The sequence below is a fragment of the Bradyrhizobium canariense genome, assembly GCF_019402665.1.
In the GTDB taxonomy this organism is placed as follows: domain Bacteria; phylum Pseudomonadota; class Alphaproteobacteria; order Rhizobiales; family Xanthobacteraceae; genus Bradyrhizobium; species Bradyrhizobium canariense.
In genome coordinates, this window is record NZ_VSST01000059.1 from 25,570 (window position 1) to 47,951 (window position 22,382).

The 22,382-nt window shown below is 59.8% G+C and carries 23 protein-coding genes and 1 pseudogene; 12 read left to right on the forward strand and 12 right to left on the reverse strand.

What is annotated here, in order from left to right; translation table 11 throughout:
• Window positions 1–6: 6 nt before the first annotated feature.
• Together FXB41_RS29185 and FXB41_RS29190 are read left to right on the forward strand one after the other, a co-directional pair.
• The gene (locus FXB41_RS29185) at window positions 7–963 is read left to right on the forward strand and encodes an aldo/keto reductase (RefSeq protein WP_219684205.1); all 957 of its coding nucleotides are present in this window, start codon (window positions 7–9) and stop codon (window positions 961–963) included.
• Window positions 964–978: 15 nt separating this feature from the next.
• Entirely contained in the window at window positions 979–1,905 is a 927-nt protein-coding gene (locus FXB41_RS29190; protein ID WP_219684206.1) for a glycosyltransferase family 2 protein, read from the forward strand.
• 12 nt (window positions 1,906–1,917) lie between these two features.
• On the opposite strand, the gene FXB41_RS29195 is transcribed toward FXB41_RS29190, so the two are convergent.
• The 7 genes from FXB41_RS29195 to FXB41_RS29225 all read right to left on the reverse strand — a co-directional run bounded on the left by FXB41_RS29195 (window position 1,918) and on the right by FXB41_RS29225 (window position 9,793).
• On the reverse strand, window positions 1,918–2,319 hold the full coding sequence (locus FXB41_RS29195) for a hypothetical protein (RefSeq protein WP_219684207.1): 402 nt from the start codon (window positions 2,317–2,319) through the stop codon (window positions 1,918–1,920).
• The gene (locus tag FXB41_RS29200) at window positions 2,307–3,032 is read right to left on the reverse strand and encodes a hypothetical protein (protein ID WP_219684210.1); all 726 of its coding nucleotides are present in this window, start codon (window positions 3,030–3,032) and stop codon (window positions 2,307–2,309) included. The genes FXB41_RS29195 and FXB41_RS29200 overlap by 13 nt, the downstream gene beginning before the upstream one ends.
• A 43-nt stretch (window positions 3,033–3,075) precedes the next feature.
• Window positions 3,076–5,316 (reverse strand): polysaccharide biosynthesis tyrosine autokinase, encoded by a 2,241-nt coding sequence (locus tag FXB41_RS29205; protein ID WP_219684212.1) that lies wholly within the window; start codon window positions 5,314–5,316, stop codon window positions 3,076–3,078.
• Window positions 5,317–5,575: 259 nt separating this feature from the next.
• Window positions 5,576–6,193, reverse strand: a complete 618-nt coding sequence (locus FXB41_RS29210; RefSeq protein WP_219684213.1) for a hypothetical protein — start codon at window positions 6,191–6,193, stop codon at window positions 5,576–5,578.
• A 138-nt stretch (window positions 6,194–6,331) separates the two neighbouring features.
• Window positions 6,332–7,819, reverse strand: coding sequence for an O-antigen ligase family protein (locus FXB41_RS29215; RefSeq protein WP_219684215.1), 1,488 nt, complete (start codon window positions 7,817–7,819; stop codon window positions 6,332–6,334).
• Between the two features lie 28 nt (window positions 7,820–7,847).
• A complete protein-coding gene (locus tag FXB41_RS29220; protein ID WP_219684216.1) occupies window positions 7,848–8,429 on the reverse strand; it encodes a hypothetical protein in 582 nt (193 codons plus the stop codon).
• A 161-nt stretch (window positions 8,430–8,590) separates the two neighbouring features.
• Window positions 8,591–9,793 carry a polysaccharide biosynthesis/export family protein gene (locus FXB41_RS29225; protein WP_219684217.1) on the reverse strand — a complete coding sequence of 401 codons (1,203 nt, stop codon included), beginning with the start codon at window positions 9,791–9,793 and terminating at the stop codon, window positions 8,591–8,593.
• A 267-nt stretch (window positions 9,794–10,060) separates the two neighbouring features.
• Here FXB41_RS29225 and FXB41_RS29230 point away from each other — a divergent pair, with 267 nt between their 5' ends.
• The 3 genes from FXB41_RS29230 (at window position 10,061) to FXB41_RS29240 (ending at window position 12,384) form a co-directional block, all read left to right on the forward strand.
• Window positions 10,061–10,585: a hypothetical protein gene (locus FXB41_RS29230; protein ID WP_219684218.1), complete on the forward strand. Its 525-nt coding sequence runs from the start codon at window positions 10,061–10,063 to the stop codon at window positions 10,583–10,585.
• Window positions 10,586–10,659: 74 nt separating this feature from the next.
• Entirely contained in the window at window positions 10,660–10,935 is a 276-nt protein-coding gene (locus FXB41_RS29235; protein ID WP_007595516.1) for a hypothetical protein, read from the forward strand.
• Window positions 10,936–11,103: 168 nt separating this feature from the next.
• On the forward strand, window positions 11,104–12,384 hold the full coding sequence (locus tag FXB41_RS29240) for a hypothetical protein (RefSeq protein ID WP_219684219.1): 1,281 nt from the start codon (window positions 11,104–11,106) through the stop codon (window positions 12,382–12,384).
• A gap of 10 nt (window positions 12,385–12,394) precedes the next feature.
• Here the strand turns inward: FXB41_RS29240 and FXB41_RS29245 are convergent, their stop codons facing one another.
• Window positions 12,395–13,018: a transglutaminase-like cysteine peptidase gene (locus FXB41_RS29245; protein ID WP_219684220.1), complete on the reverse strand. Its 624-nt coding sequence runs from the start codon at window positions 13,016–13,018 to the stop codon at window positions 12,395–12,397.
• Between the two features lie 191 nt (window positions 13,019–13,209).
• Between FXB41_RS29245 and FXB41_RS29250 the strand changes: the two genes are divergently transcribed.
• Complete coding sequence (locus FXB41_RS29250) at window positions 13,210–13,947, forward strand: metallophosphoesterase family protein (protein WP_219684222.1); 738 nt, start codon at window positions 13,210–13,212, stop codon at window positions 13,945–13,947.
• Between the two features lie 177 nt (window positions 13,948–14,124).
• Window positions 14,125–14,670 carry a hypothetical protein gene (locus FXB41_RS29255; RefSeq protein WP_246649322.1) on the forward strand — a complete coding sequence of 182 codons (546 nt, stop codon included), beginning with the start codon at window positions 14,125–14,127 and terminating at the stop codon, window positions 14,668–14,670.
• Between the two features lie 39 nt (window positions 14,671–14,709).
• Here FXB41_RS29255 and FXB41_RS29260 read toward each other — a convergent pair whose 3' ends face one another.
• The gene (locus FXB41_RS29260) at window positions 14,710–15,105 is read right to left on the reverse strand and encodes a hypothetical protein (protein ID WP_219684224.1); all 396 of its coding nucleotides are present in this window, start codon (window positions 15,103–15,105) and stop codon (window positions 14,710–14,712) included.
• 196 nt (window positions 15,106–15,301) lie between these two features.
• On the opposite strand from FXB41_RS29260, the gene FXB41_RS29265 reads away from it, so the two are divergent.
• Together FXB41_RS29265 and FXB41_RS29270 are read left to right on the forward strand one after the other, a co-directional pair.
• A complete protein-coding gene (locus tag FXB41_RS29265) occupies window positions 15,302–15,694 on the forward strand; it encodes a hypothetical protein (protein ID WP_219684226.1) in 393 nt (130 codons plus the stop codon).
• Between the two features lie 773 nt (window positions 15,695–16,467).
• The gene (locus FXB41_RS29270; protein WP_219684227.1) at window positions 16,468–17,691 is read left to right on the forward strand and encodes a hypothetical protein; all 1,224 of its coding nucleotides are present in this window, start codon (window positions 16,468–16,470) and stop codon (window positions 17,689–17,691) included.
• A 20-nt stretch (window positions 17,692–17,711) separates the two neighbouring features.
• Here the strand turns inward: FXB41_RS29270 and FXB41_RS29275 are convergent, their stop codons facing one another.
• From FXB41_RS29275 to FXB41_RS29285, 3 genes are all read right to left on the reverse strand, one after another.
• Window positions 17,712–17,987 (reverse strand): hypothetical protein, encoded by a 276-nt coding sequence (locus tag FXB41_RS29275; RefSeq protein ID WP_219684228.1) that lies wholly within the window; start codon window positions 17,985–17,987, stop codon window positions 17,712–17,714.
• Window positions 17,988–18,187: 200 nt separating this feature from the next.
• Entirely contained in the window at window positions 18,188–18,604 is a 417-nt protein-coding gene (locus tag FXB41_RS29280; protein ID WP_007595535.1) for a hypothetical protein, read from the reverse strand.
• Window positions 18,605–18,645: 41 nt separating this feature from the next.
• Window positions 18,646–18,936: a hypothetical protein gene (locus FXB41_RS29285; protein WP_219684229.1), complete on the reverse strand. Its 291-nt coding sequence runs from the start codon at window positions 18,934–18,936 to the stop codon at window positions 18,646–18,648.
• Window positions 18,937–19,947: 1,011 nt separating this feature from the next.
• Here FXB41_RS29285 and FXB41_RS29290 point away from each other — a divergent pair.
• The 3 genes and pseudogenes from FXB41_RS29290 to FXB41_RS41080 all read left to right on the forward strand — a co-directional run bounded on the left by FXB41_RS29290 (window position 19,948) and on the right by FXB41_RS41080 (window position 22,306).
• Window positions 19,948–20,121, forward strand: coding sequence for a hypothetical protein (locus tag FXB41_RS29290; RefSeq protein ID WP_162847250.1), 174 nt, complete (start codon window positions 19,948–19,950; stop codon window positions 20,119–20,121).
• Window positions 20,122–20,716: 595 nt separating this feature from the next.
• A pseudogene (locus FXB41_RS41075) lies at window positions 20,717–20,998 on the forward strand (EAL domain-containing protein); the annotation flags it as partial.
• Between the two features lie 324 nt (window positions 20,999–21,322).
• On the forward strand, window positions 21,323–22,306 hold the full coding sequence (locus tag FXB41_RS41080; protein WP_246649329.1) for an EAL domain-containing protein: 984 nt from the start codon (window positions 21,323–21,325) through the stop codon (window positions 22,304–22,306).
• Window positions 22,307–22,382: the final 76 nt, after the last annotated feature.

The following is a 22,382-nucleotide window of genomic DNA, read 5'->3' on the forward strand; positions in this document are numbered from 1 at the left end:
TCCTTGATGCGCACCGTCTATCATCCTGTTCTCAAGCGTGAGGTATCTGCGATCGGTTTCGGATGCGCGTCATTGGGATCTCGAATATCTCCTTCCGAAGGTATTCGATCGCTTGGACAAGCTTACGATCTGGGCGTCAATTGGTTCGACGTCGCTCCACCTTACGGAGATGGGCAAGCAGAAGCGATATTGGGATCATTTCTTCACCGCCGCCGGGATCAAGCGGTTGTTTGCACAAAGGTCGGGATCGCTCGGCCGGAAATTTCGACGATCAAGAGACTCCTGCGATCCCCCGCGCGTTGGGCCGTTCAAAGATTTCCAGGCCTCCGAAAGCAGGTGTCCCGAGCGCGTTCAGTAGGGCTCCGTCCGCCGCTCGAGCCTGCCACCATTCGAAAGTCTGTGGAGGCCAGCCTCCGCTTCCTGAAGACCGACTACGTAGATGTGCTTGCTTTGCATGAACCAAGTATTGAGGACTGTACAAGCCCAGATGTCCTCGAAGCCTTGGCAAACATTCGAACGCAAGGTCTCGCAAAAACAATATCTATCGCGGGATCGCTCGAATCCATATTGGCTGGCACCAACGCTTCGACATTGTTCGAGGGAGCTCAATTTCCGAACAGCCCAATCTCTCGGAATCTCGATAAGCTCTGCATGAGCGTCACTGCTGAGAGCTCTTTTTTTGTAACCCACAGTATTCTCGATCCCGAGCTCCATAGACGCCTTGGTCAATGGTTAGAAAGCAGAGGCGGCAACTCTCAAGTCGAGATGACCCCGGCCCAGCTTTTGATCGACTATGCTCTTGCCAAGAACCGAGCAGGAACTGTGGTATTATCTATGTACTCCGGTCGGCACATTATCGAGAATTGCACGAGGGCGTCGCAACAGATTGACCCGACTGTTCTTGAGTTGGTCGATAGGCTTATTTCCTCGAGTAACAACAATCAAAATCATCTGGCTAATTAAGCGTGAGTTTCTCCAATGGTCGATTTGGCTGTGATTATCCTGACCTACAACGAATCGATCCACCTTGAGCGGGCACTGCGACACATCAAGCATCTAGCCAATGAGATATTTGTCATAGACTCATTCTCGAGCGACAATACCGTCGAGATTGCCAAAACATACGGCGCAACGGTGCTTCAGCATCGATTTGTCAATTACGCGAAGCAGTTCCAATGGGCTTTGGAGAACGCCCCGATTACCTCGACCTGGATCATGCGACTAGATGCTGACGAGATAATCGAACCTGATCTTTCGGATGAAATTGCGAAGAAATTGCCCTCACTGTCCTCGGACGTCACGGGGATCAACCTGCGTCGCAAGCTTGTTTTCATGAATCGCACTATCAAGCACGGCGGCCGTGGAATTCTAGTGCTTTTGCGTATCTGGCGGCGCGGTTATGCCGAGATCGAAGACAGATGGATGGATGAGCATATGATCGTTCGCGAGGGAAGAACCGTAACCTTCCTCGGCGGCTTCTCCGATCATAACTTGAATGATCTGACCTTCTTCACAGACAAGCACAACAAATACGCGACGCGCGAAGCGATTGACGTCCTGAACCAGCGTCTTAAATTCATGGCGCGTCCGGAGAATCTATCGACGCAGGGCAGTTCATTTCAAGCCGCGGCGAAGCGATTCGTGAAGGAGCACATCTACAACCACGTACCTTTCCAGGTCTCGGCCGCAGCCTATTTCCTATATCGCTACATTTTCAGGTTCGGATTCCTCGACGGCAAAATGGGCATCATCTATCATGTCTTGCAAGGATTTTGGTACAGGTTCCTCGTCGGGGCCAAGATCGAGGAGTTGCAAGGGGCCGTAGCGCACTTGACCGACAAAGGAGAAATCAGCAGTGAACTTCAACGTTTGACAGGCCTGAAGATCAGCGACGGACCGAGCTAGGTGTCCCTGTTTTTATTTCTGAAACACGGAATATCGAAATGCGGTGATTTTCGTCATTGTACCCAGAACTGTATCCACGCGCTTATATCCTTGGACATCAAACGCGTTGCATTTATCCGCGTTCAGGTAGCAGACTTTTACTTTGACGGTTTTGGTGCAGTTGTTCTTGACGCTAACGACGTGGTCGACAATGTCGTGATTGACAACGTGAGCGCGCGCCGCAGCTTCGATATCCAGGCAGGGCCGCCCAAGCGCATCCCGGACCACTGCCGTACCCGATTGCTCTCCTGGGCCCTGAATTGTTAGCCTTGATGCGCTCTGGCCGCCTGTTTGCGCCGAGGCAGGTGCCAAAGCGAGAAGAAGTCCCACCGCGCCGCTTCTCGCGCACCTCAAAATTCCAATCATCGCCGCCATAGCCTCTCCTCAAGCTCAACACCGGGTACGCTCAGCTTCAGGCCCTCCCGTGCCAGCGCCTTCGCAAAGGCTTCGCGAGGGACCATATCCATGTTTGCGAGGCTTGCGAGAAGGCGCTCCCTTTGCTCCCAACCCACCCCCATAAGATTAAAGGCGGCAGCTTCCGTGAATTCGGTGTCGACCATGCCCGCAAACTCGGAGACTACCTTCGCCTGCGTTGCCGCGCTTGCAGTTGGAAACGCCGCCAACGCAAGTCTATTGCGTCGAAGCGCAATCCACCCTTCTAGTGGGCCGCTAGAGTAAGACTGGTCGAGATATCCAAGGCAGCTATCGTCAAAGCCCCTGCGAGCTAGTGCGACGGAGTACAGCATCAACCAGAGAAACGAATCCGCCGGATTGAGCGTCAGTTCCTGTCTAACCCTGGTTTCGGCAGCGTCAACCTTACGGTCGGCATCCTCCCGACTATTGCGCGCCAGCGCATCTTCGTTTGCCGTCAGACTAATCAGCGCCCTCGCTCGTTCAAAATCCGGATGCTGAAGTCCGGCGACCGACCGGGCCTCCAATGGACCCAGGACGTCGTCCATAGCACCTTGTTTAAAACGATCGCCCACCAAGATCCGCGCCATCAGCTCGCGTGCAGGCGCAAGCGACCAGAATAATGGTAAGGTGCCCGACGACCAGAGTACGCCGGCAATAGCAGTAATGGCGATCAACCCGCGCGCCGCAAGGAGCAATCGAAGGGAATCCCGACGGGAACTATTCCACATACCCATAGCGGGCATAATATTTCTGATAGTAGTACCGACCGTGATAGGATTCATAGCGCGCCAAAAGCTTGGTGTCGGCCTTGTTCAGCACCACGCCGAGAAGCTTGTCCTGGATCTCGGGCGCATTGCGCAAATTGTGGCGGACCACATCGATCTTGGTCTTACCCCATTCGACCACAAACACGTAGGAATCGACGAACGGAGAGGTGACGCGCACGTCCACCACTGGCGCCATTGGCGGCATGTCAAGCACGATGTAGTCATATTTCGAACGTAGCAAAGCAACGAGGTCGCGCATCGGCTTCGACGCGAGGATCTCGTTCGTATGTAGCAGCTTCGAGGTGGAGCCGGCGGGCAGCACCGCGAGCCCAGTCTGCGGATCGAGCGTGATCGCGTCGTCGAGCTGCGCCTTCTGCGCAACCACGTCGACGAGGCCGGCTTTTGCATCCGGCCGCAAGGCGCGAGACAAAGACGGATTGCGCAGGTCGGCATCGACTAGGATCACCCGAGCGCCGCTGTGGGCGATGAGTTGCGCGAGATTGGTCGAAAGCGTGCTCTTGCCTTCGTTGGGCAGAGTCGAGGTTACCGCCAGCACGCGGTTCTCGCGCACAATCGAATTGAGGTCGACAGCTACTTTTAGCGATCGCACAGCCTCGGAGAAACGCGACAGCGGGTGGTCAACGACGTAGCGTAGGAGGTCCTGCTGAGGATTTTGCTTCCTTCTGCCGAGCCCCCCAACTGACGCCGCTGCGTCAAGCGACGGTAGGATCGCTACGCAGTTAGCGCCCAACTGCTCCTCAACCTGCCCGGTGGTCCGGAACACCTTATCTGTTAGCTCGCGGGCCATAGCAGCGCCGAAGCTAAGCATCAGGCCGCCAAGCATTGCTGCGGCAAGAACAATCAGGCTCTTCGGTGCGCTCTTCACTAATGGCGTGGTCGCTGCACTGATCACGCGTGCCTCAGTAATCGGAAACGACTGCTGCTGCACAGATTCCATGTAGCGTTGCAGGAAGTTGTCGTACATCGCTTGATAGGACTGCGCGCTACTATCAAGCTCGCGCAGCTGAACCTGCGCCTGATTGGTGAGCTGCGATTCCGACACCACGTTGGCGAGACTCGTTTTGATGCTCTCTTCGCGCGTCATCGCGATGTCGTAATCGCTCTTGTAGGATTCCTGGATGCGCTTCAGCTCGTCCTGGATGTTCTTCTTGATCTCCGCCATCTGGGTGCGCAGGTTCACCGCGGCGAGATGATCGCGCCCGTATTTGGCCGACCAGATCGATTCCTTCGAGGCCATATCAACGTATTGCCCGCGGAGTTTGACGATGGTGTCGTTCTTCAGCGCGTCGGTGACGTTAGCGTCCGGAATGTCCTGCTTGAGCATGTCGTTCATGCGATCAAGCCGCGCCTTAGCTTCGGCAGTGGCGGCATGCGTTATGATGAGCTGGCTGTTCACCTCGGCGAGCTGCTGCTCGTTCATCAGCCGCCCACCACTATCGACGATGTTGTTGGCGATCTTGAAGTCTACCACCGCCTTCTGCGCGGCGGACGCCTGTGTGCGCAGCTCCTTAATGCGGTCCTGCAGCCAGACGCTAGCACGGCGGGTGGCCTGGTACTTGGCCTCGAGCTGATCGACAATGTAGGAATCGGCAATTGCGTTGGCGATGCGCGCAGCCTTCTGCGGGTCGCGCGAGGTGAAGCCGATCTCCATCACGTACGTGAGCCCCAGGCGCTTAATTGTGCGGTTCTTCTCGAATCGCTCCAGCGCCTTGCGTGTCAGCTCAAATTCGGAGGGCGCCCGGCTATTTGAGAAGACGCCAGACGCCGCACTGACGATCGATCCCAGCAAGCCACCACCGCTGCCGGTGAACTCGGGATCCTCAGTCAAGTGCAGGTCACGGATCACCGCGAGGCTAATGTTCTCTGATTTCAGAATCTCGACCTGGGTTTCAACAGTCGCCGAATCGACCGCTACGTCACCCAGTATCGATTGCTGTTGGAACAGCTGAACCTTGCGGGTGTCTATAACCATCGAGGCACTTGAGGTGAACAGCGGCGCGGCAGTGAAGAGATAGAGCAGTGCCAGGATCACGCAGGCCGACACGATCGCGATGATGGTCGGAAACTGACGGCGGACGATGTCGAGATAGGATGTCAGCGTCTGGGACGGGGAACTGTCCTCGGCGAAATCCCGGTTGATCTCCGAAGTCGGCTTGTTCACCTGCAACATCTATCGGTTCCTGAAATCAATCCGCGCTTCGCTTTAAGGATTTAAGCCTGGCAATAGCCCCGCGGCGTTCTTGGGCAAGTCTCGGGCCCAACGCCTCCCGCTACAGTAGCATAGTGTTATCTGAAGTTGAATGTCGTTGATGCAGCGCAGCGCGCCTTTCAGGTGACAATTCGCGTGAACGTTAACGGCGCGAACGCAAAAGCGGCGCTCGATGGCGCCGCTTTACCTTAAGTGCAAAGGGATGAATTCTAACCTTGGCTCAGCGCGGGCTGACGTTGCCGCCGGCGTTGGTCGTGCCGCTCACGCCGTTCGATGCGTTCGGGTTCACGGTCGTCGCGTAGTGCAAGCCGCCGAAGCTTGGCGCGCCGTTGTTCGAGCCGCCGGTGTTGCCGGGATTGCCGATCGGGCCGCCCGATCCGGAGCCGCCGCCACCGCCACCGCCAGCCGCTGCGATCGCGACGTCGCCGGTTGCGGCCTGGTAGGCTGCGATCACGTCGGCGTTGCCCGTGCCGGCAATAGCGGCCTGGATCTCATTGGCGTAGGCTTGGTCGGTCGCCGCAGCCATGCGGGCAACCTGGGCGAGCCCGGCCGTAATCGCGCGGATCTGGTCCTTGGTGGTCGCGGGGTCCTTGAGAAGCGCGATCAGCGCCGGCACCGTGGTCGGATCAGACGCGCCGAGGTCGCGCACGCGCGAGATCAGCTGCGCACCGGCTGGATATTGCGTCAACAGCGCGCCTGGTGTCGCCTTGAACTCGGAAATGACCGTGGCCGGCAGCTGGCGCTGCGGCGGATAGACGGCGGCGCTTGCGGCGCTCGAAATCGTCGCGGCAAGGGCCGCGGCCGCAGCCATGCGAAGCGCAATCTTGATAACGCTCATAATAAAACCTCCAAAAAACGTCTGCCCACTTTACGTCTCGGCCCGGGCAAGTGGCTGTGTCGTGCGGGAACCTAGCGAAAGAGTAAACCGCTGTCCACTTATTCTAAAGACTTCGTAAACGGCGCAACTGCTTCAAAACTAGACAGTTTTGTGAAGCTCGCGGGCGCGGCGCAGGCCGCGCGCAGGCTGCGTCCGGCGCCCCTTCTCGTCCAGTGCGGCGACCGCCTCGCCTTGCGTCCGCGCTGCCTCTCGGATGCGGAACGATTGCGCCAGGCCGGCGCCGAAAAGCGCAAAGAACGGAATGGAATAGCCGGGGATTTGGAGCGTGAAGTCCAGGCAGGAATGCAGCAGCGACAGGCTCGCGGTCGCCGCTGCCGCCAGCGGGATGATGGCGTCCCGCCGCCGGGCGAACACGCCGCGGCCCAGGATGACGAACATGACCGCCCATGCGGCCGCCACCAAAAGCGCCATGGGGATGCCGACGTCGGAGGCGAGCTCCAGCGGCGTGGAATGCGCGATATCCCAGATTCCGCGAATCGAGATGTTGGGGCTGCGGTAGGGCGGGAAGGCCCATTGGAAGGTGCCCATGCCGGTCCCGAACCAGGGGTTGTCGGCGATGATATGAAGCGTGGATTTCCAGGCCTCGATGCGGCCCTCGTCGACCAGGCCCTGGCTGTCGAACCGGCTGGAGACGCGGCCGCCGAGCAGCTGCATCAGGCCAAGCGCCACCACCACGCCGGAGCCGAGCGAGATCCAGATTCCGGTCCGCGGCGGCAGGTCCTTGCGCAGGAATATGGTGAAGGCGACGATCATCGCGAGCAGCGACAGGGACACGCCGGCGCGCGAGCCGGTCATGAACATCGCCATCAGGCAAATCAAGAGCGCGGCCAGGTGCGGCAGGATTTTTCGCGGCGGGATCTCGGCCACATCGCGCCAAACGCGCTTCCATTCGATGTGCCGCTCAGGCAAGCGCCGGCGGACATCCTCCAGGATCAAGAGCATCCAGATCACCGCGCAAGAACCGAAATAGGCCGCCGCCGTGTTGCGGTTGATGAAGGTACCGGTGACGCTGCCCATATAGGCCGTCTTGTCCCGCCACAGGATCATGGTGGGCTCGATCAGGAACGAAGCGACGCCATAAAGCGCGTAAAGGCTGCCGGAGACGGCGATGACCCAAAGCAGACGTCGGGCGCGCTCGCGCTCGGCACCGACGGTGATGCCGAGGAGGATCGCCAGAATGTTGGCGAGCGGCGCGCCCAATGCGAAGAACGCCTCGTTCTTGACGATCGACGCCGACGGCGCAATCGGCACGCCCAGGAGGTCGGACGCCTGCTTCCAGATCGGATTGAACGGCGCGATCCAGGGATGATCAGACAGCTGTTCATGCAGCACGAAGGCGTATCCGGCCACGATCACCCCGATGCCCGCGATCATCCAGAAATGGGGGCGCCGCAAGTCGCGCGTCGGCGCCGCGATCAAGGCAAGGCCCAGGCACAGGCACCAGAACGCGATCGAGAGGTCGTTGGTCGAGCCGAACGGGAACGGCGCGCCGGCGGCGACGAAGAACAGGATGAAGGTCGCAGGCCAGCTCCACGACCAATGTATATGGGGAAGCGGAAAGCGCATCGTCGGTTAGCCGGCCTTAGCTCTAGCTCTAGAGGAAGCAATCGATCGGATAGATCTTCAGATCCACATTCAAGCGGCTGATCCGGGTCTGCGCCCGAAAGCCATAGAACAGCCCCAGGTAATCACTCTGCTGATCGAGCTTTATTCCAGGCGTTAATTCGTCGGGTGGCACCAGATTGCCTATGTGGCGATTGATGCCGGATATCTCGATGCGCCCCCCCTCCTCGCCGAAATGCCCGGCGAGTTGAGTGACCGTCACCTTGGGCAGGCCCCGCCGCTGATGGCAGACCTCCTCCTCCCATAGCTTTGTTTGTGGGACGAGAGGTTTGCCCGGTCCCTCGGGCACAACGATATCCGAAAAGGATGGGTGCAGCATCCCGAAGAACCGGCTCTCCTTGGAATTCGCCGACAGGCGCACTGTGAATGAAACTTCCCCCTTGGCACCCCGAAGGCGCTGAAAGATCGGCGCGTCGGGCTCGGCAGAGACCACCACATCGATCCGGTGGCGTACTCCGAACTCACCCGCTGCAGCGGCAGCCTGCTCGAGCAAAACAGGGCCCTGGATGATGAGGGGCAGAAAACACCAGAATGCTCGTCGTCGAAAGCGCATGAGGCCCCTCGCAACACTGAAGGGTGACCGATGATCGGCACGCCTTGCTCAGTGGTGCCTTGATCCATATCCCGAACAGGACCGCGCTGATTGCTATGCGAAAATGGCACCGGGACAAAGCCCCGGTGCCATCGGTTGTCGTGGGTCAGGTTGGCTCCGGCTTACGGGGCCAACTTGATGTTGTTGCGGAAGATCAGCGCATTGTTGCCGAGATTCACAGCATCGTTGCCGGTCGCCATGATCACACGCAGGTAGGTCAGGAACTTGGCGACTTCGACGTTGCGCGAGTTCGATACGTAAATGATGTCCTGGTTCTTCATCATCACCTTCGTGGCGAGGAAGAAGCCACCCGGATCGCGGAAGTTCACGTTGAAGATGACCGGGATCGTCTCGCTTGTGTACTTGCTGACATCGATGCCGAGTTGGGCGGCAACCTCACGCGGCTCGCGGCGATAGAGGTAGACGGAAGCCGGATCAGCCTGACCATCCAGCAGACCACCAGCCTTGCCGACAGCTTCGCCCAGGTTGATGCGCCAAGCATCAAAGTTGAACTCGCCGCTCTGACCACTGGCGCCGAACGCCAGGAACTTCTGCTGTTCGCGATAGACGTAGATGCTATCGTCCGGACGAACATAAATGTTGTTCTCGGGCGCCATCACGAGGTTCTCGAACGGCACGGTCGCGCGCTTGCCGGCACGCTCCAGCATGACCCAGGTCTCAAAGCCCTGCCCCTTGATGCCGCCGGCGCGGGTGATCGCGTCGAGCACCTTATCCTTCGCACCCGCTGCGCTCGCCGGATAGCGCGCCGGCAAATTGACCTCGCCGAGCACGCTGATCAGCTGCGTCCGCTGCGAAGCCATCGCCACCACGACCTGCGGTTCGATGGCGCGGTTGGAGATCTTCTCCACAATCGCGCGCTGGATTTGGACCGACGTAAGGCCCGCGGCCTTGACCTGACCGGCATAGGGCACGGTGATGTAGCCGTCATTGTCGACCGATTGATCGGGGATGGTCACGAAGTTGCCGGGCCTGACGCCGGCTTCCGCCGGGATGAAGAGACCGCCTGCCGCGGCTTCGAAGATGGTAACCGCAACAACGTCGCCAATCCCGAACACGATGCTGGCCGGCGGCCGCTTGTCCGTGAACGCACCCGCAAGACCCTTGGGCTCATGGCTGTGCAGTATGTTGACCGTGGCCGGATTGAGCGGCACCAGCTCATAGGCCGGCGCATTCTCGGTCTGGATCTTGTTGTTGACGTCATCTGTTAACGGGCCGGAGCCTGGATTGGTCGAGCACGCCCCGAGCGCCAACGCGACCGCCAGAAACGCCGGCTTGAATACATATGTCTTGGCAAAGGAATGCATGAATCGCCCCGATCGTCCCGAATTACCTCAAAGTGGTACGGTCTAGCGGGCAGCGCGACAAGAGTTCCAGGCTGAAACCGATGGTTAACGGCGCAATGAGTCCGCCGGTGTTGCGCCTGCGCCACTACTTCGGAACCTCGCTAACCCTTTGTGACTGTTTGTTGTAATTCGTGTGCCCGCTCAGCAGGCAAACGCTCAACCGAAGGGCGCGGCGTTCTCATCCCCGCGTGTCTCTGCTGCTCCGCTGTCTCATGAGGAGTTCCGGCGTTGCTCTTGTCGCTTCTTTCCCTTGCCCTGACAGGACGGTTGCTCGCCGGACCTGGATACGAACCCCCGGAGCGCCCCTTCGTTGAGATCGCAGCCTCCTCCTCGATTTGGAAATTCACCCGCACCCAAGGCCCCAAAGAGGGCGAGAGCTTCGCTTCCATCTCCAAAACAGCCGAGACGATGCAGTCCGACCCGGAGTTCGCTGGCCTGATCGTCCGCTGCGCTCCCAAAGGCAAGATCGACGTCTTGGTGGCCTTGACCCGCTCCTTCCCGCCACGGAGCCACCCGCGAGTAACGATCTCCTCAACCGGCGGCGGTACCCAGACGTTCGAGGCCAGCATGGCCGCCGCGGGCGCGGCGGTGCTCTTGCCAGACGAAGTTTCGGCCTTAGCCGCCGGTAAGTGGCAGGCGATGCCCTCGCTTTCCGTGGTGGTGAAGGAAAGCGACAGCGAAATCAAAGGCGTGGTGGCCCTGAGCGGGCTGCGGGAAGCCTATAATTCTCTGGCGGCAAGTTGCGGCCAATAGACAAAATTTAGCCATATGACTTAAGGGTCTTTTTAGGGTGCGGAACCTAAGGTCCGGAGCACGGAGTGTTTCGGATGACCGAGCTTTTGATCTTCAGCTTTCTGGTAGGCGCAGTTCTGGGCCAACGCTTTCGCGTCCTGGTGCTGCTGCCGCTGACCTTCGTCATGCTGCTCGCCGCGATCCCGGTCGGCTGGATCGCCAATCTGGGCTTCCTTGACGGCCTGAAGGGCGTAGTGCTCGCGGCCATCGCGCTCCAGGCCGGTTATCTTTTTGGCTCGGCCGCCCGCTTTGCTCTCGCCGCCGGTCGTGCCGCCCGCGTGTTTGCCCGTCCGCTCAAGACGGCCCGCTGACCTCTTTGGCGGATCAAGAGTCCCGTCTGATCCCGCAGGCGACGCTTCGTTGATGTGGGGTTGGGTCGCGTTGGATTGGAGCGGCGTCGGCTGCAGAGCTCTGTTTGAAAACTTGTCTCCGGCTTGTATGGTGACCTGACCCTTTCAGGATTCCTTCCAGGCGCACGTTTGTCCTTCGCTTATTTTGCCCTCATCGTTTGCCTTGTTTCTGCATCCGCTCTCGACATTGCCGGCGCCAAATTCGGCGTACAGCTCGGGATGACGGCTACGGCCCTGGGGCTATTGGCAGCAGTCTTCAGCGCACGAAAGGCCGACTACGAGCACTATTTGCGTGCCACGGTCTGGGGCCGCTGGGTCCTGATCGGCATTCCCCTTTGCGTCGCAACCCAGCTGGCGCCGCTGTGGCTGAGTTGGGCGCATCCGATCTGGGTGAGCAGCCACGATGCTCTCGGTGGCCTGTCGCTTGGGCCAGTGACGGCGGATCTCGGCCTCACCCTGAATGCGCTGTTTCAAGCCCTCGCAGCGATCTCGTTGCTCAGCGTGACAATCGTCGTGGTCCGTGATCGCAGCCGTGCCGAACTGGTGCTATTTGTGCTGAGCGGGGTAACAGCGGTGTCGGCTCTGACCCTGGATTTGCGTCCACTGTCGCCCGCCCTTGCAACCGCCGTTCCTTCCGACCTGGCGACAACGATGGCCGGTCTTGGCGTCATGCTTAATCTGGCCGTCATGCAGCTGGCCGCCGAGCGGGCCGAAACGCGCCACTCGGTCATTCGTTCGGTGACCATCGGCCTTTGCGGTCTTGTGGGCGCGCTGGCCAGCGCGGTTGCGGTTTTTGGCTTGTCCGGGACGAACAGCGCGATCGCCGCGGCCTTTGGCCTCGTGTTGATCTTGCTGATCCTTGTCATTCGAAGGATCGACCTATCGCCGTTGGCCGCAGGCGCGCTGTCCTTAGCCGCGCTGGTCGGAGCGATGATTGTCCTGAGCTTCCTGTTCGAAAAGAATGCGGGGCCGATTCTTTTGCGGCTTGTCCCGGATGTGGGGGCCGAAACCAGAGCCGCGCTGGAGCGCATGTTGGCCGACACCAGGTGGTTCGGTGCGGGCGCAGGCACCTTTTCTGCCGTCGGCAGGATCTACCAAAGCGATGCCGGCGCGGCTTTGATGGCACCCTCGACGGCTTTAGCCATCTTCGCGGATACCGGATGGGTCGGTTTTTCCGCCGCGCTGCTGGCGGGCATGATGACTTTGGGACGCTTATTTTTGGGGGCTTTGCAGCGCGGCCGCGACTCGTTCTTCCCTGCGGCGGCCGCGGCCTGCCTTGTCTTCGCGTTGGTTGAGAGCTTCGCTGGTTCGGGACTGCTGCATCCGGCAGCAATCCTTTGCCTGTCAACGATCGTGGGACTCGGATTGTCCCAAAGCGTCACCCAGTCCTCACGCGGCACGGGTCATTAGTCGCTCATCGTTAGACGTCGCGATCAGCCAGTGACGCCCAGTAGGTCGGGTTCTTGGGCATTTGGATGCGGACCCACCGGTAGGACTTCTTCGACCACGGCAGGATGTGCCCGGTGAGATTATCCAGCACGAGATCGCCGGAGAACGTGCGCACCACGACCACGAGATGATGCTCACCCCAGGTCGTCACGACCTCGCTGAGCAACACCGATCGCGCCGGGAAGCCCTTGGCGATCAGATCGTGGCGTTTTGTCACGGCATAGTCGTTGCAGTCGCCGCTGGCGGGATGCAGCAGCCACTTCTCGCCACGCAGCCCTTCCAAGTTGGGCTCGGGCCGGATCGCGCTGTTGACCCGCCGATTGACCTCCTGAAGCTGGGCCATGCGCTCGGCCGTGAGCTTGAGACGTCCGCCCCTGAACACGATTTGCTGCGGCCGCGGCTTACACTCGCCCTCGTACTTCAGGCAAAAGATCGTGAATGCCATCGGCGCCAAGGTCGGCTGGTCGAACTTGATGTACTGGATGGCGCCGCGCAACGCCGACGGCGCACCAACGAAGGCGGCCTCGGCCTTGTGTTGAGCCGCCCCAGCCAATACAGCGGCGGCAATCGCCAGGAACTTTAAAGTCTTGCGCATGTCGCGCTCCCCATTCTTGTTGGGGAAACGCTACGCGAGACGTCTTGAAATCCGGCTCAAAAGCCGAGCAAGCCTTTAATCAAAACCGCCGCGCCTTCGTCAGAAACAATTAAGAATACCGACGCGTAACTTGTTCTGCTATGAGCGATCATGCCCTCTATTCATGATGCCAGACCCGATTCGACCAGCTGATGGGCCTTTCCAAACGCTTTCGTAACAACGTCAAGCCTCGGCTCCCCGACGGCGTGAGGATCTATGCCATCGGTGATGTGCATGGACGCGCCGACCTGCTTCAGTCGCTCTTAACCGTCATCGACGCCGACCTTGCCCGCTCCGCTCCCAAACGAGCAATTCAGGTCTTTCTAGGCGACTATGTCGACCGGGGCCCGGACTCGCGCGCTGTGATTGATCTCCTGATCGAGCGATCGAAGTCCCATGAGACAGTGTGCCTCAAAGGCAATCACGAGGTGTTCCTGCTTGAGGTCCTCAAGGACCCGGCACGGCTGGAGGAATGGCGCCGCTACGGAGGCCTGCTAACCCTCGTTTCCTACGGCATCAACCCGACGATGAATCCGACGCCGGAGCAGCAGATTGAATTGATCGAAGGATTAAGGCGCGCGCTCCCGCCGGAGCATCTTTTGTTTCTTCAGCAGCTCCGCCCGTCCTTCGCGTGTGGCGACTTCTTCTTTGCGCACGCCGGCGTCAAGCCGGGCGTAGCTCTGGAACGTCAGAAGGAGGAGGATCTGCTCTGGATCCGCGAGGAATTCCTCGAGTCCGAGAGACGCTTCGGCAAATATGTCGTCCACGGCCATACCCCGGTCAGCGTCCCGGATATCCGCTCGAACCGGATCAATATCGACACCGGCGCCTACGCGACCGGCAACTTGACCTTGCTCACGATCCAGGGCGATAGTCTGCTCGCAATTTAGGACTTTTGCAGAGTTGCTGGCCGACTCCCGCGCCCTGCCACACGGGCATCGAAATTCATCATGAGCCGCATGATCCTGCTTCGCATCGTTGGCGCCTGCATCGCAGTGATGTTGCTGCTTTACGCAACATTGGGCTTTTACGGCGACCTCACGCGGTCGAACTTTAGGGCGAGCGATTTGTTCTCGGGCGAGTTTCCGCCCGAGAAGGTCAACGTAGCCGCTTCGGGCGTTCTGGCGCCCCTTTCATTCGACGGCGACTTGCTGGCGAATTATGCGGCCGCCAAAGCCGCAGACTTTCTTCACCATCCCGCAGCCGATGCCAACAACAGGGCCACCGAGAACAAGGCGGCCCAAGACGTCGTTGTTGCGGCCCTGAAAGTATCGCCCATCCGGCCTGCGCTTTGGCTCACGCTCGGCACGCTGAAGGCGCAGGCGGGTGAGCTGGCGACGCCTGCAGTGAAAATGTCTTACCTGGCCGGCGCGGTGCCGATCGCCGTCGCATTCGCACGGCTCCAAACCGTCACATCGAACGCGGCAGCAGCCGACGAAGAGATCAAGCTGCTGGCGCAATCGGACGTCCGCGCGGCGCTTGCCAACCGCTCTCGCTACGAGCAGCTGCTGATCGCTGCCTACCTGCAGGCTACGCCGCAGGGCAAGTCGCTGCTTCTGGAGGCCACGCGGGGGACCGATCCGAAGTTCAATCAGATTTTGCGGCGGTACTGACGTTCGAGCGCGACTTAGCCTGCTGGCTTGCCGTCAATATCAACGCGTCGCTTTTGGCGCGATCGGCACGAAATCCTGCTCGCGGCGCGGTTGATCCGGTCGCCCCTGGTAGACGAACATGCCCTTCTTGGTCGAGACGATGTCGCCGCGCTGCAGGCTGTCGTCATTGAGGAGACGTTCGGTCGCGACAAGATCCGGATCCTCCGGGACCGGTTTATAGAGCTCGGGATGATCCCGCCGCTCGCGCGAGAGCTCTTTGGATCTTCGCCGTGCATCTTCGATACGCTGACGCCAATCGTCACGGCTGACTTCCGGCTCGCTTGGTGGGAGATAGTCGTTGACCGAGGGCTCCGGCTCGGTCTGGGCAAAACACGAGGGCGGATTTGCGAGACCGAAGCCGATCGCACCGGCAACGGTCAGGACCGCTCCCGACAACGGCCCAAGCCGCCTTGCATGAGCTAGTGAGGTGTGGGGTCGCGCGGTTCGCACGCTGTAACTCCAGGGCAGAGCAACAAGAACGAGCAAGGGCCGGAAACTTCTCGTCTACTCCATTCAATGTATACGTTTGCCGATTGCACGAAAGCCAAATCGCGGGCAAGCTTTGTGCTTTAGCGCGCGAGGGTATTGACCAGTGGTCCGCAACATTACTTTCCTGGTTCTGGCGATCTTTTTGGGGACTCACTTTGCAGCGGCAGGCCAGATCGAATACCCGCAAGTGATCCATACGCAATACGAAGCTGTCGATCAGAAGACCGGCGGTCACTTCGTGCTGTGGTCAGAGCGGGAAAAGATCTTCTATGGCCTCGACCAGAAGCTTTTCCCGGGAGCTCGGTTTGTCGACATCACCCAGGTAACCCCAAGCGTGGGTTCGATCACGCTGACCTATGTCGAGGTGCGGACCGTCAGCAGCACGACCTCGGATTATTTGTACCTGGCAGGAAATGTCCGCTTTCGCGTCAGTGGAATGGCGCTCAAATCCAGCAACTTCCCCAGCGGCGGCGGAATGACACCCAACGCACAGTAGCCAGACTAGCGCCTGCTCGACCCGCTACCCCGCGTTCTGTTGCCATAATAGGGACGTGCGCGCCCTCCGCTGACCAGAGGTGGCTGAATCTGGCTCGGAATATTCGGCGTAGCCGTGCTCGGCGAGGGCTGCGAGGGATTGACGATGATGACATTTCGGTTGGGCGTCGACGGATCATTGACACCCTGGGCCAAAGCGCTTGGGACCCAGATGCTTGGGCCCAACGTACTTGCTGTTACAAAAAGCGCGACTGCGGTCAGGACTAATCGTTTCATGAGATGTCTCCCAAGCGAGAACGTCGGGGAGGCGATCACCGTTCCTTCACGGTCGCTTGGGCGTCATTGCCGAGGCACGGCGATCAGCTTGCCGTCTCTCCAGACCCCCTGAGCCGCCATCCCGCTCGGCAGCTTGCCCGGCGCCAGGGTTCGAATGGCTGTGGGTCGGGAGGCGCTCTGGGCCGTTTGGGTTTTCTTCGTAGGGGTCGTCACGATGCTGGTGCTCGTCAAATTGGCTTTGTCCTTGGTCCCTTGTGCAAAACAAGGTTGCACAAGGAGAGCCACAAACGTGAGTGCTATGAAACCGTCGCGCATGATCAACATACCGGAAAGAGGAGTTCGTCGAACTGTCACAGCTTTCTGCCCAAAAGCAAGCCCCCGAAGCTGTTCGACAAGGGCTCTTGCAAGGTTGGCGATCAGAGCGGCTTTCGCAGAGATGGGATTTGACGCCGAAAAGCCTAGCGAAACAGCCTGTTTCGGGTTACTTGATCGGCCTTGATGACGGACCCCAGCGACACCGCCGCCAGCGCGCCAAATACGCACGCGATCAAGGCCGGGTTTGTGCGTCTACTGTCCGGGCGAATTCGCGACATTTCCGGCGACCCGCGGCAGATCCGGGAAATTGTGTACGAGCTTGCCCGGATCAAGCTTCTGGAACAATTCACCCATGGCGACGCACGGGAATCACGCGAGCTCCAGCAAGTGCTCGAACGCGCCATTCGGGACGTCGAGCTATCATTTGAACGCAACGAGCGCGACGCGCTGTCCAAAGCGCCGGAGTCGGCCCTAGACGTCGCTTCGCATCCCTCGCCACCCGATCCCCCGGCTCCTCAGGTCGTTCCCCATCTGGCGCCCGTTCCGCCTTCGCCGCCCGTCCCGACGGCGGCGGAAACCAGGCGCGGTTCTGTCGCGCGGCCCGGACCGCTCGACCCATCTCAGCGAAGCGGCATCCTTAACTCCCTCATGCGATTAGCCGCCATCCTGGTCGTCATTGCCGGCGCCAGCGCGGCGGTTACTTATTGGCCGCGGCTGAGGACGCAATCCCTCGCATTGTGGCAGTCCACGACGCTGTCCAAGCGCACCTCGGCAAGCCCCGAGCCTCAACCCACCGTGGCTGTGACTCCATCGAGCGGTGAGAGTGTCGAACGGACACCGGATCAACCGAAGGAGCCGACGCCAGCTGCGCAACCCTCGACGCCGTTGCCGACAGCGTTTGGCGTCTACGCCCTGAGCGAAGGCCAGCTCCAGGAGCTCAAGCCGGTCCCCGGAAAGATTCCGGACCGTCGTGTCGCGATCTCAGCGGCAATCACCACGCCCAGCGCGACGACCCTGACAAGCGGAGATGTCAGCTTCATTGTGTTCAGGCCCGACGGTGGCGTCGATGCAACCGGGACCGAGGTTCGGGTGGTCGCAAAAGTCTCCCGAGCGATGGGCGTCGATGCAACCGGCAAAGCGGCCATGGTCACTGCCGGCGACACCTGGGTCATCCGCAGCATGTCCTACCCTTACAAAGTCGGTCCGGTCGAGGATCAGCCGAGAATGCTATCGCTGCAGCCGGAGCAGGACGGCTTTACGCTTTCGCCGGGTCGCTACGTCGTGGTCGTCAAAGGTATGGGCTATGACTTCACGGTGGCCGGGACGCCGACTGATCCCAACCAATGCGTCGAACGCATCAATGCAACGAACGGCGCGTTCTACTCCCCCTGCCCGCCGCGACGCTAAAGTGGCGCGACGCGTTTCGTTTATTTTTTGGCCTTGGCATCTTTAGGCGCATCCGCCGGCGCATCATCGACCTTGCCGTTGTTCGCGACGCATTTGCTCAAATATTCGCGCCGCTCCTTGACAGTCCCCGCGCTGCCCGCAGCGGGATTGCCGATTTGCTTTGGCGGAAAGGCCTTGGCCAAAGCTGCGTCGCATGCACGCGCGACTTCTACCGTGACGGCCGAAGCCGTGACTGGTGCGCCAATGGCCAAAACAAATGCCAATCCCATCGACCTTTGCAAATTTCTGGAGATCACCTGGCTCGCTCCTTCAATCCGTCCGAGAACAGGACGGGACCATATCAAAACCGGCAGAAGAGCCAACGGCAAAGCGGCGCCCGAATTGTCCCGTGGCAAAGCTGTTCAGCGAGAGATGATGCTTCTCGGACCGAGATATCCATCGTGTCTGGACCTGCTGCTTTTCACCAGACGGCAGATGCCGAGCCAAAGCCTCGATCCTAGCTATTGAGCTGCGGCGGCTTCAGGTTCGGAAAGCGCGTGAGCATCGCGGTCCTGATAAATCTCAAGTGAGTGATGGTGTTTGCCAATTCCTTGAGCCGCCGCTGGCCGTTGGAGATGTCGGCGGCAAAGAGATCTTGATGATGGCTGTCGATCGGCTCCCGTTCGAGATATTCATCGGTGCCGTTTCCGAAGGTGACGGATGCACGCGCAAGTGCGTCATCAACGCGTCGTCCGAGGCCGACCTGCTCCCTCTCTGCATCGCGCAATGCCGCATCGATCGCGACCATGACGGCATCGATTCGAACGCGGTCCGTCTCCGCATCGCGCTCGACGGTACGGGCCTTGAAGCCCTTGTCCTCACGGCGGGAGCTGAGAAAGTTGTGTGCGCGCGCTCTCAGGAACAGCTGAAACATTTGGGCCATCCCACGTTCGAGATTTGGACCGCTAACATCGGTCAGACATAGTTAACAAAGTTTGAACCTTGTGGCCGCTCCGCCTGGCTTTGTACGATCCACGCCCGCCAGGCTCCTTCGTGTTTGGAATAGAGCTCACGCCATCGAGCTTCGTCCGCCGCGGCGGCTCCATCGCTCAGACCGATTTCGGCCGCGATTTCAACCGTCTCTCCCGATGTCACATCCAGCGCTTCGAACTCGGCCGTTTCCGGAAGCGACAGCCCTATCAGCACCCATTTCCCTTGCGCATCAACGAAATACCTTCGGGGCGCGTTGTGCCTTGGATCAGTCATTCGAATGAGCCTCGTCCATGATCCAGGGACCTGGACAATCTTTCAGGTGTCGATCATAGGCGCGAACGAAAACCATCAAAACAAGGATGCAAATTGCCGCGCCCAGCAATGCAATCAGATACGCCATTTACGCCTACCCTAACGCGGGCCCCTGAAAAATCGGGGCGGCTAAACATTCGTCGTGAATCAATGTGTTCTAGGTGACATTGGCTAAGCTCTCAAGAGTTGCGACAAGTTAACCTAACCGCCCATGGTTATTTCGATCACGCCACGGAGATCGCTCGGCAAACAGGCCACGCGCAGAATTCCGCCATTACGACGGCGACCGACTTCGCCCCGCCCCTGTTGCCGCGGGAGTATAGGGCGCATAGAGACGATATCTTGCCGATCGCTTGCGTGAGCGCCACGCCCTCGCACCATAGCCGCAAGCAAAACCCCCAGCGAAGATCGAACCCAAGACCACGATTGCCAACATTTGAACGTCCCGTTTTTCCGGCGCGTTCCTCCCATTGCATTTCATCTTGTCGTTGTGACGACTTCAAGATCGGCGCCGCTGAAAGTTTTGTCAGGCGATGATGAAGTTTGTGCAAGAGTTGATCGAAGTTTGGTCGTCGCCCGACGGCCGGGGGCCCGGAAAGACCAAAACGTCTCACTGTTGAAGTTAAATCCGGCCGGATGTTAATCCGAGTTCACGCCGACGGCCCCGGTCGATGCAGCCTTCAGAATCGCCGGTCGATAAGTTCGGCTTCGAACCACTCAAAACGCGGCGACGGCCGCTGCTGATCAGCATTGAAATCTCCGTGATAATACGGAGCCACGAAGTCCGGATTAGACGCGTTAAGGTTGAGCGGTTAGCTTAATCCGCGTTGTTTGTTGCGAAGTCTCACCGATCGCTTATCCCATCGTCTCACCGGGCTTCCCCAAGCTCGGCCCCACCCAAGCAAAGCCGTCGAGCGACATGGGTCCGCTTGGCGGCTTTGTCTTTGTCTCGACGAGAGGATGATTTCGGTTATGGCGCGCAAGCCCTGGTCGTTCAAGGAAGACCGCCGGCTGATGGAGTTGGCCAAGTCTTCGGCTTCATTGGAGGAGGCGGCGAAACAGCTCGGACGATCGCCCGATGCGATCAAGCGCATGGCCTTGCGCCTTGGTCTTTCGTTGAAAACGAAGGCGAGGAAAAAGGCCTAGGCGTGCGGCGGTGTTTCGCCAACGACGTCATGGATGACCGCGGGCGCGCGATCTCCGATTCTGACGAAGAACGAATGCGACGTGTTGCTGATCGGACTGGAGCCAGGACTCAAGCCAAGGTGAGACCACCGTCCGCTCGAAAGCCTCGAATCCAGCTGCATGAAATAAACGCGCTCTAACCCTGTTTGCCAGGGAACCGAACCAGCGCGCTCGCGTTGACCTCAACTGCATCGCGAGGTCTGGCCGTGGCACATCTTGCCATTTCGTCGTTCTGGTCTGGTTAGCTATCAATATCGCCTTCGTGGTTTTGCGCTTGCGAGCCACCCGGCCACAGCATGGTGGCAGCACCCGGCAGACTTCCATCGCGCCCTACAATCCCGCACCCGCTTCCCTCCGCCATCGAATGGGCCGCCAGAACTTGGGAGCGGAAGGTTAAGAGGCATTTTTCGATAGGGCCCCCGGTCCGGGGCAGACGGGTTTCTCGCCTGCCCACCCCCCAAAGGCCGGTTCCACATGCCTCGTCCCGCCATTAAACCCTATCTTAGCGCGTCCTGACTAGGATGGGCCGACGCTTCCCTCTGTTCCGCCGGGCCGAATGAGATTGCAGCGACCGACTTTCGCATTTGCGGCGCTCGTGCTCGCGAGCACGGCCCTGTTCGGCGTGGCCGGCCATTTTGCGGCGACTTCGTTCATTCGATACCAGCAGACCCATCAGCTCGACGAATTGACCGAAGTCGTTCTGCGTCGCGCCGAATTTGCGGTCGATTTTGCCGGCGCGAGCCTGGGCGAACTCGCGCGGCGCGATCTTGCCGATTGCGGGCCCGCGACGCTGCAGGCGATCCGGCTCCACGTCTACCAGCGTTCCGCAATCAAGGATGTGCGCCTCGTCAACCCTGACGGCTCGGTGATCTGTTCGGCCTATTCCGAAACGCTCGAATTCGACAAAGGATGGATCGACCGCCGCGATATGCTTCCCTCGCACGACAAGAGCCTCTCGCTCTTCCGTGTTGAGCAATTCGGCGGGGATGCTCTGGGCGTACTCAAAGACGTCAACGGCAATGCCGCACTGGTCGCCATTCTTGGCGTCAACGCCAGCCTGTTCGACATCATGCCCGCCGAGTTGCGCGCCCATAGCGAAGTGATCCTCGCCTTGAGCAACGGCGAGAAACTTGGCGAATTCCTGCTCGATCCCGACAAAGCCTTGCAGGCCCCGATCGATCTCGACAAAAATTCCGCTCGATTCCCTCTCCATGCGACCATCCGCCTCGAACGCGGCATCCTCTCGACGTGGAACAGCGAGGCCTACTGGCCGGCGTTGGCCGTAGCGTTTGCAATCGGCGCGCTTTTCGGCGAGCTTTTGGCGCGGAGCCGCCGCATGGAAGGGCCCGTCGCCGATCTCGATCGCGGGCTGGCCGCGAACGAATTCAAGCCGTACTACCAGCCAATCTTCGAGCTCAAGACCGGTCGGATCAAGGGCTGCGAGGTGTTGGCTCGGTGGCTACTCAAAGACGGATCGGTCGTGCCTCCGATGAACTTCATCCCGCTCGCGGAATCCAGCGGCCGCATCGAGGTCATGACCTGGCAGATCCTGCGATCGGCGCTGTCGGATCTGCAACCGTTGTTGAAAGCGAACAAGGATTTCAAGCTCTCCCTCAACGTCGTGCCAAAGCATCTCTTGAGTGCAGGCTTCATTGAAACGCTCCGCCGCACAGTCATGGCGGCGCACGTCTCCGCGCGCCAGATCGTCATCGAGGTGACCGAGCGCGACGAACTCGACGACCTCGCACGCGCCGCAGCCGTGGTCAGCGAACTCAGGGACTACGGGTTTCGCGTCGCCATCGACGACGTCGGCGTCGGTCACAGCGGGCTATCTCGGCTCAAGGGCCTGGGCGCCAATACAATCAAGATCGACAAATTTTTCGTCGACACGATCACCGTGGACGCATCGACTGCCACGATCGTGGAGATGCTGGTCGCACTTGCGAAGGACCTCCAAATGACGGTGGTCGCGGAAGGCATCGAGACGGAAGAGCAGGTCCAGGCGCTTATTTCATCCGGCGTAGAGGAGGGGCAGGGCTATCTGGTCTCCGCCCCACTGCCCTTCCCGCGATTCAACGAGTTGGTCGAGTCACGCTGCTTGGCGCAGAGCGCTAAATTGCCGACCGACGCGGTGTTGGTGGCCTGACTGGATTGAGCCGTTAACCCGAGACGGCAAAACGCGCCGCACCGGGCGCCCTGCTCAATCAGCCTTAACGATACTC

Excerpts from the sequence above, each read along its gene's own strand:
- FXB41_RS29235 (WP_007595516.1), top strand. The coding sequence starts at position 10,660 with ATGACCGAGCTTTTGATCTTCAGCTTTCTGGTAGGCGCAGTTCTGGGC.
- FXB41_RS29205 (WP_219684212.1), bottom strand. The coding sequence starts at position 5,316 with ATGTTGCAGGTGAACAAGCCGACTTCGGAGATCAACCGGGATTTCGCC.
- FXB41_RS29280 (WP_007595535.1), bottom strand. The coding sequence starts at position 18,604 with ATGTTTCAGCTGTTCCTGAGAGCGCGCGCACACAACTTTCTCAGCTCC.
- FXB41_RS29270 (WP_219684227.1), top strand. The coding sequence starts at position 16,468 with ATGACGGACCCCAGCGACACCGCCGCCAGCGCGCCAAATACGCACGCG.
- FXB41_RS29220 (WP_219684216.1), bottom strand. The coding sequence starts at position 8,429 with ATGCGCTTTCGACGACGAGCATTCTGGTGTTTTCTGCCCCTCATCATC.
- FXB41_RS29290 (WP_162847250.1), top strand. The coding sequence starts at position 19,948 with ATGGCGCGCAAGCCCTGGTCGTTCAAGGAAGACCGCCGGCTGATGGAG.
- FXB41_RS29190 (WP_219684206.1), top strand. The coding sequence starts at position 979 with ATGGTCGATTTGGCTGTGATTATCCTGACCTACAACGAATCGATCCAC.
- FXB41_RS29285 (WP_219684229.1), bottom strand. The coding sequence starts at position 18,936 with ATGACTGATCCAAGGCACAACGCGCCCCGAAGGTATTTCGTTGATGCG.
- FXB41_RS29225 (WP_219684217.1), bottom strand. The coding sequence starts at position 9,793 with ATGCATTCCTTTGCCAAGACATATGTATTCAAGCCGGCGTTTCTGGCG.
- FXB41_RS29215 (WP_219684215.1), bottom strand. The coding sequence starts at position 7,819 with ATGCGCTTTCCGCTTCCCCATATACATTGGTCGTGGAGCTGGCCTGCG.
- FXB41_RS29195 (WP_219684207.1), bottom strand. The coding sequence starts at position 2,319 with ATGGCGGCGATGATTGGAATTTTGAGGTGCGCGAGAAGCGGCGCGGTG.
- FXB41_RS29245 (WP_219684220.1), bottom strand. The coding sequence starts at position 13,018 with ATGCGCAAGACTTTAAAGTTCCTGGCGATTGCCGCCGCTGTATTGGCT.
- FXB41_RS29185 (WP_219684205.1), top strand. The coding sequence starts at position 7 with ATGCGCACCGTCTATCATCCTGTTCTCAAGCGTGAGGTATCTGCGATC.
- FXB41_RS29210 (WP_219684213.1), bottom strand. The coding sequence starts at position 6,193 with ATGAGCGTTATCAAGATTGCGCTTCGCATGGCTGCGGCCGCGGCCCTT.
- FXB41_RS29250 (WP_219684222.1), top strand. The coding sequence starts at position 13,210 with ATGGGCCTTTCCAAACGCTTTCGTAACAACGTCAAGCCTCGGCTCCCC.